The 13,831-nt window shown below is 38.4% G+C and carries 17 protein-coding genes; 13 read left to right on the top strand and 4 right to left on the bottom strand.

The window, feature by feature from the left end:
• Positions 1-320 precede the first annotated feature (320 nt).
• The 10 genes from CD03_RS0116270 (at position 321) to CD03_RS33720 (ending at position 9,314) form a co-directional block, all read left to right on the top strand.
• Entirely contained in the window at positions 321-1,685 is a 1,365-nt protein-coding gene (locus tag CD03_RS0116270; protein WP_027294567.1) for an FAD-dependent oxidoreductase, read from the top strand.
• 435 nt (positions 1,686-2,120) lie between these two features.
• Entirely contained in the window at positions 2,121-2,900 is a 780-nt protein-coding gene (ku, locus tag CD03_RS0116260) for a non-homologous end joining protein Ku (RefSeq protein ID WP_027294566.1), read from the top strand.
• The gene (locus tag CD03_RS0116255; RefSeq protein ID WP_027294565.1) at positions 2,901-3,824 is read left to right on the top strand and encodes an ATP-dependent DNA ligase; all 924 of its coding nucleotides are present in this window, start codon (positions 2,901-2,903) and stop codon (positions 3,822-3,824) included. It abuts the gene before it with no gap.
• A gap of 149 nt (positions 3,825-3,973) precedes the next feature.
• Entirely contained in the window at positions 3,974-4,132 is a 159-nt protein-coding gene (locus tag CD03_RS37905; protein ID WP_156042926.1) for a hypothetical protein, read from the top strand.
• A 492-nt stretch (positions 4,133-4,624) separates the two neighbouring features.
• Entirely contained in the window at positions 4,625-4,996 is a 372-nt protein-coding gene (locus CD03_RS0116240; RefSeq protein WP_027294563.1) for an iron chaperone, read from the top strand.
• 13 nt (positions 4,997-5,009) lie between these two features.
• Positions 5,010-5,546, top strand: a complete 537-nt coding sequence (locus CD03_RS0116235) for a dihydrofolate reductase family protein (RefSeq protein ID WP_027294562.1) — start codon at positions 5,010-5,012, stop codon at positions 5,544-5,546.
• 179 nt (positions 5,547-5,725) lie between these two features.
• Positions 5,726-6,304 carry a TetR/AcrR family transcriptional regulator gene (locus CD03_RS0116230; RefSeq protein ID WP_027294561.1) on the top strand — a complete coding sequence of 193 codons (579 nt, stop codon included), beginning with the start codon at positions 5,726-5,728 and terminating at the stop codon, positions 6,302-6,304.
• 356 nt (positions 6,305-6,660) lie between these two features.
• The gene (locus CD03_RS0116225) at positions 6,661-7,608 is read left to right on the top strand and encodes an ABC transporter ATP-binding protein (RefSeq protein WP_027294560.1); all 948 of its coding nucleotides are present in this window, start codon (positions 6,661-6,663) and stop codon (positions 7,606-7,608) included.
• Positions 7,601-8,371 (top strand): ABC transporter permease, encoded by a 771-nt coding sequence (locus tag CD03_RS0116220; protein WP_027294559.1) that lies wholly within the window; start codon positions 7,601-7,603, stop codon positions 8,369-8,371. Before CD03_RS0116225 ends, CD03_RS0116220 begins: the two co-directional genes overlap by 8 nt.
• Positions 8,372-8,759: 388 nt before the next feature.
• On the top strand, positions 8,760-9,314 hold the full coding sequence (locus tag CD03_RS33720; RefSeq protein WP_044289428.1) for a GNAT family N-acetyltransferase: 555 nt from the start codon (positions 8,760-8,762) through the stop codon (positions 9,312-9,314).
• 49 nt (positions 9,315-9,363) lie between these two features.
• Here CD03_RS33720 and CD03_RS0116210 read toward each other — a convergent pair whose 3' ends face one another.
• Positions 9,364-10,758: an aminotransferase-like domain-containing protein gene (locus CD03_RS0116210; protein ID WP_027294558.1), complete on the bottom strand. Its 1,395-nt coding sequence runs from the start codon at positions 10,756-10,758 to the stop codon at positions 9,364-9,366.
• Between the two features lie 174 nt (positions 10,759-10,932).
• On the opposite strand from CD03_RS0116210, the gene CD03_RS0116205 reads away from it, so the two are divergent.
• Positions 10,933-11,415, top strand: a complete 483-nt coding sequence (locus tag CD03_RS0116205) for a peptide deformylase (RefSeq protein WP_027294557.1) — start codon at positions 10,933-10,935, stop codon at positions 11,413-11,415.
• Positions 11,412-12,110: an aspartate/glutamate racemase family protein gene (locus tag CD03_RS33715; protein ID WP_044289427.1), complete on the top strand. Its 699-nt coding sequence runs from the start codon at positions 11,412-11,414 to the stop codon at positions 12,108-12,110. The genes CD03_RS0116205 and CD03_RS33715 overlap by 4 nt, the downstream gene beginning before the upstream one ends.
• 12 nt (positions 12,111-12,122) lie before the next feature.
• Here CD03_RS33715 and CD03_RS0116195 read toward each other — a convergent pair whose 3' ends face one another.
• Complete coding sequence (locus CD03_RS0116195) at positions 12,123-12,455, bottom strand: winged helix-turn-helix transcriptional regulator (RefSeq protein ID WP_027294556.1); 333 nt, start codon at positions 12,453-12,455, stop codon at positions 12,123-12,125.
• Between the two features lie 225 nt (positions 12,456-12,680).
• Between CD03_RS0116195 and CD03_RS0116190 the strand changes: the two genes are divergently transcribed.
• Complete coding sequence (locus CD03_RS0116190) at positions 12,681-13,229, top strand: flavodoxin family protein (protein ID WP_027294555.1); 549 nt, start codon at positions 12,681-12,683, stop codon at positions 13,227-13,229.
• Positions 13,230-13,591: 362 nt separating this feature from the next.
• Here the strand turns inward: CD03_RS0116190 and CD03_RS38910 are convergent, their stop codons facing one another.
• Both CD03_RS38910 and CD03_RS39530 read right to left on the bottom strand, forming a co-directional pair.
• A complete protein-coding gene (locus CD03_RS38910; RefSeq protein ID WP_255348072.1) occupies positions 13,592-13,714 on the bottom strand; it encodes a hypothetical protein in 123 nt (40 codons plus the stop codon).
• A 23-nt stretch (positions 13,715-13,737) separates the two neighbouring features.
• Complete coding sequence (locus tag CD03_RS39530; RefSeq protein ID WP_334291697.1) at positions 13,738-13,821, bottom strand: DUF6783 domain-containing protein; 84 nt, start codon at positions 13,819-13,821, stop codon at positions 13,738-13,740.
• Positions 13,822-13,831 lie beyond the last annotated feature (10 nt).

The raw sequence follows: 13,831 nt of genomic DNA, 5'->3' as shown, positions 1-13,831 counted from the left end.
GGATCAGGCAAGGCAAAACTATTTCTTCTAGGGAATTCTTCTTTGAACCTGTTAAAAAACATTAATGCAGATACGCTGAAGCTGGATAAAGTTCTTTTCTGTTCTCTGAAGGCGAACACGTTCCCCGGAAATGGGTTATCATATGTCAGCAGCTTTGAATAATTGGTATTTGGACGGTAATGGTAAGCCATAAGTTTTTGATGCGTCAATTATAGGGGCAAATTCTGCAGGTTTATATTACAGCACATATCTTAACATATCTACATATAATATAAAAAATTCTGGCGCATGCAGCCAGCATATAAAGGTTTCGATGAATCATGTTTAATGAAGATATATGCAGTAAAATCATATTGCCTATCTGTCCGGACTATAATAAGAAAAGACAGATTTTTAACAGGTCTATACAAAAATATCCTTCAGCTATTGTATATTGTGAGAATGCTGAGGACGTAAAAGAGGCAGTACTCTACGCCGCCAGACATGAGATGGACATCCGTGTAAGGGCAGGAGGGCATAATTATGAAGGGTTTTGTATTGGAAATAAGAGATTAGTAATAGACACCAGCCTTTTCAAGGACAAGAGTATTTGTGAAGACACCCATACCGTACAAATTGGAAGCGGTGTAAATAATAGAGAGCTCTACCATTTTTTGTTCCAGTATGGTTACCCTTTCCCCAGCGGTACGTGTCCTACCGTAAATGCAGTGGGTCTGACCCAAGGCGGTGGCTGGGGACATTCGTCCAGAATGTTTGGGCTTACTTGTGATTTACTTGTGGAGGCCGAGCTTGTGGATGCCCGGGGAAACCTGATTGTTGTAAATGAAACCGATCATCCGGATCTTTTTTGGGCGCTGAAGGGTGGAGGCGGAGGGAATTTTGGCGTAATTACTTCGCTCCGATATCATCTTTTGCCTAAGTATTCCAATGTAACCTATGTGGAAATTCTATATTCCAAAATCAATGAGAAAACAGCCCTTCTTTTCTTTCAGACCTGGCAGGAGTGGGTACAGAAGAAAGAAAAGCGATTTACTCCCAACAGCCGTATCTTTAATTCCGAAAAAGAAGGTATGGGAATATTTTTAAGGGGATTTTTTTACGGGACTCCGGAAGAAGCATCTGCGTCGGTACAGCCATTCTTAAAGATATGTGGGGCAAAAGCTACATTTCGTTATGTCACTTTTTTGGAGGCCACCGAGATAGATGCGTCAGTTTATCCCAAATCAGAAAAATTTCAATTTGCAGGGCGTTTTGCACGTGGAAGCTATTCGGACAGACAGATAGAGTCTATCCTTCGTCTGATAAAAGAAAGGGCCAGGGGATCAATCTATGCTTCGGTTGCCCTTTATGCCCTTGGGGGAAAGGTTCGTGATACGGATCCCTGTGACACAGCCTTTTACTACAGAAAAGCAGATTATATCATTGGGATTGAAACGATTTGGAGAGCACCAGGTGCCCAGCCGGAAAATCGGGCATGGCTCCATTCACGTTTCAGATGTCTATGTTCCCTGACCATGGGTTCTTATATTAATTTTCCTTATATTTGTACCGGAAATTATATGAAAGCATACTATGGGGGAAATGCGAAACGTTTGGTGTGCATTAAGAAAAAGTACGATCCGTGTAATCTATTTCGTTTTGCACAAAGTATAAGACCATGTAGAAACAGAGTTGACATGCTTTAGTACTATAGCGAACAAATTCTTGAATTGGGGTTTAGCTGAGAAGGTGACGCTTTGTAGCTGGAGATGGTGTACGGAAAGAGAAGGTGGCGAACCATGGCAAGGGGTACAGTTCATTTACTTACCTTTCCGGAGTGTTTTTTGGCGGATAGTATTCGACTGGCTCCCATCGGATACTAAGCGGGTACTGAACCGAGAAATGCATCAGGATTTCTCGGTGAATGCCCGCGTGCCGCCAAAAAGCGCTTCGGAAAGGCTAGAAAATACCAGTTCTGCGGCCAGCTGACGGAGCCCATACCAGTTTCGCGCACCCATCTTCCCGTTGCACTATCTCCATCTACAAAGCGTCCCCTTCCTCAGCGAAACCCAAATTTAAGATCTTTTATACATAAAAATAATGACAGTTGCTAATGCTAAAAAATAAAAAGGGGTGTTTTTATGGCAGTAGCACACAAGGGCAGTATATCTATGGGACTGGTTTTAATACCGATTGGAATGTATAAATCAACCATAGATAATGACATTCATTTTAACCAGTTAGATAAAGAGAGCAAGGCTCGGATCAGATATAAAAAATACTGCAGTCACTGTGGCAAAGAGGTAACTTCTCAGGACATTGTCAAAGGTTATGAATACGAAAAGGATAAATACGTCATTATGACGGATGAAGACCTGGAGAAAATTAAGACGAAGAGGGACAAAACGATTCATATCATACAATTTGCCAAAATCAGTGAAGTTGATATGATTTATTATGAAAAAGATTATTATGCTATACCGGACACAGGGGCAGAAAAAGCTTATGAGTTATTGCGTCAGGCATTGCTCGCCCAGAAGAAAGTTGCTATTGCAAAATCAGTCATGGGAACAAACGAAAAATTGTTGGTATTATACCCAACGAAAGAGGGTATGATTGTGAAAACGTTATATTACCATGATGAAATTGCTGCGGTACCAAAACAGATACCGAAAATGCAATTGGAAAAAAACGAATTGGATATGGCAAAACTTTTAATCGAAAATATGACGAAACCTTTTGTCGCTGCTGAATTCCATGATGAGTACCAGGCAAGACTGCGGGAAGCTATTATGAAAAAGATACAGGGTCAGGAAATTGTGACAGCGGATCAGGGAACTGATGGCAATAATATTATTAATTTAATGGATGCTTTGGAAAAAAGTCTGGAAATTACACAAAACCAGCAGGGAATGGCATAAATGGATATTTTCAATGACCGCAGCGTAGAACCGATGCTCATATCTGAGATGCGGGATCCCTTTAATAATCCTAATTGGATTTACGAATTAAAATTGGATGGCAGCCGTTGTATTGCATATCTCGATCGAAAGAGCGTGGAATTAAGAAATAAGCGGAATATGCTTCTTTTACAAAAGTTTCCGGAACTCAAAGAGTTATTTAAACTTGTTACCGATCAGTGTATTCTGGATGGGGAGTTAGTTGTTTTAAAAAACGGAGTCCCCGATTTCTACGAGCTGCAGCGGAGAAGTCTGCTTTCTGACCAGTTTAAAATAGAACTGGCTTCGAGAAGGTATCCGGCTTCTTTTGTCGCTTATGATTGTCTCTATTATGGGGGCAGGCAAATAACACTGGAACCACTATTAGAAAGAAAAGAATACTTAAAAAAATCTTTTGGTGCAGAAACGGCTAAATTTGCAATTTCAAGATTTATACCGGAAAACGGCATTGGGCTATATAATATAGCAGACCAGAAAAAACTGGAGGGTGTAGTAGCTAAACGCTCAGACAGCCTGTATTTCATGGGGAAGCGGTCAAAGGATTGGATTAAGTTTAAACGAATGGCAGATGAAGATTATATTGTCACCGGATATATAGTGAAAAAAGAGAATACCTTTAGTATTATTTTGGGCAGATTTAAAAATAACAGGCTGCTATATAAGGGACATGTTACCTCCGGAGTAACAACGGAGGTTATAAAAAGCCTGAATCCGGTATCCAACAATCCATTTTCCATATTGCCAAAAGGAAATGAAGACGCTATATGGGTTACGTTTAAGGTGTGTACCATTGAATACATGCCGAATACAAGAGATGCTATGAGACAGCCGGTATGGAAGGGGTTCCGGGATGATATATTTCCGGAAGAAGTAACGGAAGATTAAAATTCAACAACTAGAGGGTCAGTGGAGTAAGCAAGTCAAGGAGTTCTCTTATTAAATGTAACATTTTGAAGGAACAGGTGGCCGAAGACCAGAAATGCAGTTTTCGGCCTTTTCTTACGTAACTATTAATTCTTTTAACGCAGGGGCTTATGTATAAACTTGGAATCAGAATACTGGAAGTATATTTTAAAAGGCTTTTCCCCCACATAATCAAAGATATTACGGTACATATAGATTATGGTCCGGTATTTACGAAGATCATTATACTGGACCTGGTGCCGTGCAGTGATGCCGGATACAGCATTTAATATTTGCCTTTCAAAGGTCACATTTCGCACGATAGCGTGTACTATACAATTACCATTTTGATCTATATTATGTTCAGAATCAATTAGTACATATTCCGGGTCCTTCAGGTATGCAGCTTCTATGGGGATGCGTATGATTGAAGCAAATATGAGTATAAGGATAAAAATTCTCCAGAAAGGTGTTATTGTCAGTTTTCTGTATATTTTAGTCCTGCGCTGGAAATTTAAATTGCCGGCTGGTTTAGTTAAGGCATTGTCTTTTTTATTTTCCATAGTGGTTCCCTCCAATGTATTGATATTTTATCATAACAAACAGGTGGTTTAATATGGTAAAATATGGTAATTGAATTTTGGAGTAATTACGCTAAGGAAAAATCTTACTTCAAAATTTGGAATGCAGTAAGTGCTAGTATAAACAGAATGATTTTCTATTTCCTGGACATAATTAAATACGAACGACTGGATAGAAATCATTTGGAAAGGAGGAATGAAATGGAACCTTTTGCAGAGTATCTGGAAGCCATTGGCGATGAGGGGCATCGCGACCGTATACGGGAAGTTTTGAACTGGGTGAAACATAAATTTCCAAATCTGGAATCTAAAATCGCATGGAATCAGCCGATGTTTACGGATCATGGAACATTTATTATCGGGTTTAGTATATCAAAACAGCATTTTGCTGTTTCTCCTGAAGTCAGAGGAATTGATGAATTTTCGGAAGAAATAATAAAATCCGGATATAGCCATGGTAAAAATATATTTCGGATCAAGTGGGATGATCCAATTGATTATCCACTGTTAGAGCGTATGATACAGTACAATATAAAGGATAAAGAAGACTGCACAGCTTTTTGGAGAAAATAAATGGGAGGAACACATGCGAAAAGTAATTTTATTTATTGCCATGAGCCTTGACGGCTATATTGCAGGAAAAGACGGAAATATCGACTGGCTGTGTGGACAAGAACCTGCCGCGGACGATATGGTCAGCTATTTTGAGTTTATCAAAGGAATTGACACGGTGATCATAGGATGGAAGACCTATCATCAGATAGTGACAGAATTGTCTCCGGATGATTGGATGTACAAAGACCTGACAAGTTATGTGATTACGCATAAGGAGCTTCATGATACAGAAAATATTAAATTTGTAAATGAGAGTGTCTGTGAGCTTGTAAAAAATTTAAAAGAGGAACCAGGGAAAGATATTTGGATCTGTGGTGGCGCAACAGTTATTCAGCCGCTTGTTCAAGAAAATTTAATTGATAAATTTCATATCTCTATTATCCCCACAATTTTAGGTAATGGAATTCGTCTGTTTGAAATATCAGAAGGTGAAAGACAAAAACAATTGAAATTAATTAAATCACAAAGTTATAATGGGATTACAGACGTAATCTATGAATTGAGATAAATTTGTTTTGTTGTTTTTGATGTTATTGCACCTGAAAAAATCAGAAAACATCTCTTTGGGGATGTTTTTGTCTTATGCCTATTTTTCTTGAGGAATAGCGATTTGACAGATACAGAAAGTTTTGATATACTTAGCACAAGATAAAACAGTGAGTAAATACTCAATGAAAGGAGAATGTAATGACAACACGGGCAGAACAAAAAGCAAAACGAGAAGAAGAGATTTTAATTGCATCTATAGAACTTTTTATAAAAAAAGGATATGCATCCACAAAAACAAGTGAAATATCGAAATCTATAAATATAAGTGAAGGATTGCTTTTTCATTATTTCAAAACAAAAGAAATCCTATTGGAGACCCTGGTAGATATTGCACTGCAGAAAAGTGACACTTGGACAGGCCTTGAAAATCCGGATCCAATTACTTACTTTGAACAAGTTGCCGAATCTGTATTGCGCTGCTTAAAAGAGGATGAAATGGGATCGAAATTTTTTATTCTTGTAGCACAGCTAAAACAAAGTGAAGGTATTCCAAAACATATCTATGAGAAAGTGAAATCCAGGGAGCAGGATGCTGATAAAATAGCTGAAATCATTAAAAGAGGGCAGCAGATGGGCACAATTCGACAAGGTAACCCTTATGCTTTGACTTATTTATTTAGCAACACTTTACAGGCAATAGCGGTGCAGTATGCTTTACATAGCAAAATGCCGTTTCCAGAAGTTGAATGGATTGTTGATATGTTAAGAAATCATTAAAACTAAATATAGTTATAAATTTAAAAGCCGTTTGTTCTAAAAGAGCAGGCGGCTTATTGTATTTAGCAAACAAATCCTTATAGTGACGGGGTTTAGAGATAAAAAGTGGAAAATTAAGGAATGGTATTTTACCGGTTGACAGATATTAAAAGCTTTGATATACTGGTGAAGTATTAACTCAACGAGTTTATACTCAATGAGTTCAAACTTGAAGTAATGATAGTAAAGGACTAGATAAGAAGATTATATTCCGAAGATAGATAGAAATTATATTTAACGGATGTGAGCCTTTTGCATTGAGAAGAGAAAAATTACTTCTACAAAGATGATCAAATTAAAATAAGGAGGATTTAGAAATGGATAATTACGAATTTGCAATAAAAGTGAGTGAATTAAAAAAGTCTTATAGAGAAAAAGACGTTTTAAAAGGAGTTACATTTGAAGTTCAGAAGGGCACCATTTTCTGTCTGCTGGGATCGAATGGAGCCGGTAAAACAACAACCGTGAAAATCTTAGCAACATTGCTTCAGATGGATAGCGGAACTGCTTTCGTCTGCGGACAAAATGTAAAAAAGGATGGGGCGCAGGTTAGAAAAAAGATCAGCCTGACCGGACAGTTTGCAGCTGTGGATGAAATACTGAGCGGGAGGGAAAATATGGAGATGGTTGCCCGGTTGAGCCATATCAAAAATTATAAGATGCAGGCAGATAAATTGTTAAGAGATTTCCAGTTGGAAGATGCGGCAGATAAGCGGACTTCCACTTACTCCGGAGGAATGCGCAGGAGGTTAGATATCGCAATGAGTCTATTAGGAAATCCTTCTGTTATATTTTTGGATGAACCGACAACCGGTCTTGACCCACAAAGCAGAAATGCAATGTGGAACATTATTCAAAAGCTTAAAGAGAGTGGAGTTACCATCTTTTTGACCACCCAGTATTTAGAAGAGGCGGAAGAACTTGCTGATCGGGTTGCAATCTTGCATGAGGGTGTTATTATTGCAAATGGCAGTGTGGAAGAGATTAAGAAGATATCATCCAGCGAATATATTCTATTTACTTTAAAACATCGTGAGAATTTGCAAAAGATGAAAAAATTGTTTTCAGAGGATATAACAGCGGTGGATGAAGATAACTTGACGGTGACGATAGAAATAACTGGTGGAATGAAACAAATAACAAATATATTTACAACAATGGAACAGTATGGGGTAATTTCTTCCTCATTTACGCAGAAGAAAGCAACATTAGAAGATGTATTCCTGAATTTAGTGGATGGGCAAAGGAGAATAGTACATGAATAAAATAGCACTTAGTTTAAATGACACGTTTACAATGGTTTCAAGAAGTATGAAACATACAACCAGGCATGTTGAAATATTAATCATGACAGCGGTTTTGCCTTTGGCGCAGTTATTGATGCTTGTGTTTATCATAGGGGGTTCGATGGAGATTGGAGACTTCTCCTATCTGGATTATATTCTGCCGGGTATCTTATTAATGTCAATAGCAAGCAGTGCTTCCATGACTGCCATTTCAGTTAAAGAAGATATGACTAAGGGAATTATGGATCGGTTTCGTACGATGGATATTGGTAAAACAGCCGTATTAAATGGTCATATGGCTGCAACTTTATTAAGATGTGCCATTACAGCACTGGTAGTTTTAAGCGTTGCGGTGTTAATCGGATTTCGGTCTAATGCCGGTTTTATAAATTATTTAACGGTCTTTATGGTTGTATTTATTTTTACGCTGATGTATACGTGGGCGGCGATTGTCTGGGGACTTTTTTGTCCCAGCTTAGAGGCGGTAAGTGCATTTACTTATATCGGAATGCTTCTTCCTTATGTCAGTTCCTGCTTTGTACCTGTGGATACTTTGCCGGCGGCTATTCAGGTCTTTGCAGAGAACCAGCCATTTACACCGATAGCAGACAGTCTCAGGGGATTGCTTCTGGGTTTTGATACTGGAAATAGTATTATTATAGCGATAGTCTGGTGTCTGGGATTGTTTGTAGTGTTCTATATCTGCTCTTTAAAAATTTATCACAAAAGAGCAAATAAGTAGGAACGGTTTTATCCGGTAAGGAAAGGAAGATAAGAGGGTGGATAAGGATTTTCATTAAATTATCTGTTTTTCATTCTGTGAATCTGGTATAATAATAAAAATATAAATTTATTACAATCATGGTGCTGCAGGGAGAGGGGTTATAATATTGGTTCGTGAACTGGATAGAAATGAATTGGAATATGGTATAAATTTAGCTTGGCACGTGTTTTTAGAGTTTGAGGCTCTGGATCACAGTTAATTCTTCTCCGTTTGCAATTTCTGTTTATCATAAACTTGGATTCGTAGATACAGATACGTAAAAAGTTACAAATGGTTTGATGTATACACCAATGGAAATTAGTCTGTTAGAGGTTCATGGCAGCGCGCAAGAAAGGGAGGAATGCTTATGATAAATCTGGAAACTAGTCGTCTTATATTAAGAGATTATAGTGAAAAAGATGAGGAACTTTATTATCGGCTGAAAAGTCATGATAAAACAATGTATTACCTGCAGGATATTAAGATTCATTCTGCCAGCGAGGCGAGAGAAGAGTTTCAAAATATGCTTCAGGATATGAATTCGAAAGACAGAAAATTCTATTTTCTTCACATGATGTTAAAAGGTTCCGGGCAGCAGGTAGGAAGTATTGGTTATACCGTTATGGATTATACACCCGTAGGGAAACTTGTGCATTTGGGGTATTTCACGTATCCTGAGTTTTGGGGGAATGGGTACACAACAGAAGCCTTAGAGAAAGTACTTGAATTTGCATTTGCTGAAAACGGGGTATACCGAATTACAACGGGTTGTTTGAAAGAGAACAAAGGTTCAGAAAAGGTTATGATAAACTGTGGATTGGTGAAAGAAGCGGAACACGTAGATTGGGAATGGCATGATGGTAAAATGAAAACACGGTTGGAATATCGATTGCTAAAGCAGGAATGGAAACGTAATAAGTAAAAGAAAAAGTTTTTTAATATATCAGGAGTCCATTTAAAAAGGGCTCCTTTTACTTTTGCGGCCATTCTAAGAGAGTTTCTTTTATTATATTAAGTCCCCTGGCCAGATCTTCATGACGATCAGGAGAGCAGACAGCCAGGCGGACAGCCGGAATAAGATTGCTGTTTCCTACTAAAAAACGTTCACTGCAAAACACATGTACGCCCTTCTTTTTTAAACAAATTTCCAACGCATGACTATTAATAGGTTTACGGAGTGTCAGCCAGCGAAACTGGCTTCTTTGGTTTCCCCAAAGTTCATTTCCGGCTAATATGTTTTCCGTAATTCTATTTCTTTTTTTGATTTCCTGAATCTTATCCGTAATAATGTTCCCTGCCAAACCAGTTTGAATTAACTGTGCGGCAAGTTCAGTTTCAATAGGTGATGACATAACATTAATATTTCTGATTCCAGTCAGCAGGCTTTCGCGAAAAATAAGGGGTGTAACCATAAAAGATATTCTTAACCCGGCTGACAGAGCATTAGAAAGTGTGCAAATATGAATGGTTTGATCGGGTAGTAATTCATACAGAGAAATGCCTGGCTTTTCGGATAAAAAGGTATAGGTGCCATCTTCAATATTAATCAGTGCGTATTTTTCTATAATGCGGCTCAACTGGGAGCGTTCATTTATATCCATTGTGACAGTCGTTGGATTATGGAAATCGGGAATCACATATATTCCCTTTATACGCTCTGTCCTGCATACCTGTTCTAAATATTTTAGATCCATTTGTTTGCCCAGATAAGGAATAGGAACCAGTATGATTCCCAGCATATTTGCAATATTTTTAATTCCCGGGTAAGTAAGGGAGTTTGTAACAATTTTATCACCGTAGTGAAAGAGTGAAGCTAATACAACCGTTAAGGAATTCTGTAATCCGGATGTGATTAAAATATTTTCTGGCTTCGTATGAATGCCCAGCATTTTCAGCCATTGGCAGGCACTTTCTTTTTGCGGCAGACTTCCTGAAATATCGGTGTATTTTAGTATGTTATCAATATTTACCTTGGATGGAAGCCTTTTTAGCATCTGCGTAATATATTTATTTTGCTGATATAGCGGATGAGATGCGCCAAGGTTAATACAATTGAAATCTTCGATCTCGTGTAACATCGGAAGATTTGCGCTTACATCGGAAGCAACGTAGGTTCCTCTGCCGATGGTTCCGCTGATTAAGCCCTTTGCTTCACATAATTTAAATGCTCTTGTAATCGTACTCAGGTTAACATCCAGATAATCAGCTAACTCCCTTTGGGGAGGCAGCTTATCATTAGGACGCAAAATTCCCGCACCGATATCTTTTTCTAATGCAGCTGCGATAGTAAGATATACTGGCTTTTTTTCTTTATTTAGTTTTGGCCTCCAGCTCATAGGATAATTTTCAAATGAATTAACCGGCATGATTTCCACCTCTCACAAATAATTGTTCTGCATACAATTTTAGCATTGAAACCATACAATATCAAGAGTTATAATTTGGGGGTAAACAGCCAGACTTAGTCCTTCCGCAAAAGGAATGTGAGCATTGGTGCAAAGAATTTGAAACGAACTTTATAGTAAATGAGGATAAAGAATATGGTAAAAGAAATATTGCTGCTTGGGGATAAACGATTATATCAAAAAAGTGAATTAGTACAAGTGGGTAAGGATCTGGATCCTATTATCGCCGATCTGCATGACACCTTAATGGATTTTAGAATCAGGTATCAGGCGGGGCGTGCTATTGCAGCACCACAAATCGGAGTAGGGGAACGTATTATTTATATGCATCTGGATTCACCCACAGTCTTTATTAACCCGGAACTGGAATTTCCGGACGGCGAAGAAATGGAAGTTCTGGATGATTGCATGTCTTTTCCTGATTTATATGTAAGAGTAAAAAGGCACAAACGCTGTATCATAAAATATTTTGATACAGGCTGGAAGAAAAGGGAGATGATTTTAGAGGGGGGTCTGGCAGAATTATTACAGCACGAATATGATCATTTGGACGGTATACTTGCAACTATGAGGGCAATAGACAATAAAGCATTTTACATGAGAGAGGAGATAATATGAAAAAGTTAGGGATACTTGGTGGCATCAGCTCAGCTTCCACGGCAGAATATTATAAAAAAATATTGAATTTGTATTATGGAAAATTTCAGAATTATTATTACCCGGAGATAGTGATAGAGAGTCTTAATTTCCAGTATTTTACCGACCTTGAAAATCAGAACCGCTTGGATGAATATTTAAATTACATTAAAAAAGGAATTGTAAATTTAAAAAATGCAGGTGCAGACATAGTAATCATGGCTGCCAACTCTCCCCATTCGGTATATGGTTTACTGGAAAAGGAACTTGAAATACCAATTTTAAATATTGTGGATTCTGTAGCGAAACAGGCACAGGCACTGAAGATGAGAAAGCTGCTTTTGACCGGAATACGGTATACAATGAACCATTCCTTTTATAAGGACAGAATGAAGAAATATGGGATTGAAATGATATCGCCGGATGAAAAACATCAGAATATAATTAATCATATCATTTTTGATGAATTGGTAATAAATAAAATTAATCAACAATCTCAGAGGAAATTTATCGAGATTGTTGATTATTACAAGAAAGAATATGGAATTCAGGGGGTAGTCTTAGGATGTACAGAACTGCCCCTGCTGGCGGAGGGGTTGGAAGCACCCGTACCATTTCTGGATTCTCTGGAATTGCATTGCTTGGATACTTTGGCGTATATTTTGCGCCCGGAATGAAGTGAATGATTGTTATAGCCGATTCTTTTCTCCCCATTCACACATTCCGTCCAGAATTGGTATCAGGGATTTTCCGCGTTCTGTCAGGCTGTATTCTACTTTGGGAGGGATCTCCGGGTATTCTTTCCGGTTGACAAGCTGATCATTTTCCAGTTCTTTTAATGTGGAACTAAGGGTTTTATAAGAAATTGTACCGATATATTTTTTCATTTCATTAAATCTCACGATGCCATATTCCATCAAAGTATATAGGATTGTCATTTTATATTTTCCGTTAATCAGTGACAGGGTATAGCTGAAACCTGTTCCTTCTAAATTTGAATCAGAGATACATTCCAAACCCATATTTACACTCTCCTTAAGGTAAGTATTATACATAATTGTTAGTATCGCACTTTTATGTGCGTACTTGTTTTATGTATAGTTCTGGGTATAATTATATTGTAGATAAAAGAAAAAGTCAATTCCGGAGGAGCCAGTAAATGTAATTTCTAAAATAAAATTCGAACAATTAGCAAATGTTTATTCCGGAGCAGGCAGTAAGCGTATATGAAAATGGAGGATACCGTAATGGGAAAGAAAATAATTATCTTAAATGGAAGTCCAAGACAAAAAGGGAATACGGCAGAATTAATTGAAGCATTTACGAAAGGGGCAGAAAGTTCAGGAAACACCGTGATGAGATTTGATCTGCAGAAGATGAATATTCATCCATGCCTGGGCTGTTATGGCGGAGGAAAAAATCCGGATAGCCCTTGCGTGCAAAAGGATGATATGGATCAGATTTATCCCTATTACATAGATGCAGATGTGGTAGTGCTTGCAACGCCGCTTTATTACTGGTCCATGAGCGGACAATTAAAATGTGCGTTTGACCGTTTGTTTGCAGTTGCAGAATGTGATTCCGGTTATAACAATCCGAAAAAAGATAGTATTCTTTTGATGGCAGCAGAGGGGAACGGATTTGATGAGACGGTATACTGGTATGACCATTTAAGCCAACATATCGGATGGAAAGACCTGGGTCGGGTACTTGCCGGTGGTGTTACGAATGTAGGTGATATCAACGGAAGCCAGAAACTCACAGAAGCCGAAAATTTAGGGGCATCTATTTCATAGGAAAGATGAAGAGTAGAAAATATTGTAAATTTGAATTTAGCTGATTAGGACGCTTTGTAGATGTAGGTAGTGTACGGAAAGAGAAGGGGACGTTATCTTCTTTTATGCATAAACAGGCAAAAATATACTGCAATCCATCCAATAAAGAACAGCCAGCCACACCCCAGGGTTACAACATGCTGAGAAAACCAGCTTTGTGGCGGCAACCTGGATCTCGGAAAGATGGGTGTGGGAAACTGGTATGGGCGTAGGAAGCGTAGAGCAGAGCTGAGTATTTACTTACCTTTTCGAAGTGTTTTTTGGCGGATAGTATTCGACTGGCTCCCATCGGATACTAAGCGGGTACTGAACCGAGAAATGCATCAGGATTTCTCGGTGAATGCCCGCGTGCCGCCAAAAAGCGCTTCGGAAAGGTTAGAAAATACCAGTTCTGCGGCCAGCTGACGGAGCCCATGCCAGTTTCCCACACCCATCTTTCCGTACACTACCTATCATCTACAAAGCGTCCTTAATCAGCTAAACCCAAATTTAAGATGAAATTATTCGCAGTAGTACTGGAGCGTGTTTTAAAATTCATTCCTGCCAGATGCACGCCCCACTTT

The organism is Robinsoniella sp. KNHs210 (assembly GCF_000686105.1).
In the GTDB taxonomy this organism is placed as follows: domain Bacteria; phylum Bacillota; class Clostridia; order Lachnospirales; family Lachnospiraceae; genus Robinsoniella; species Robinsoniella peoriensis.
This window is presented reverse-complemented; position numbering and strand designations above follow the sequence as displayed.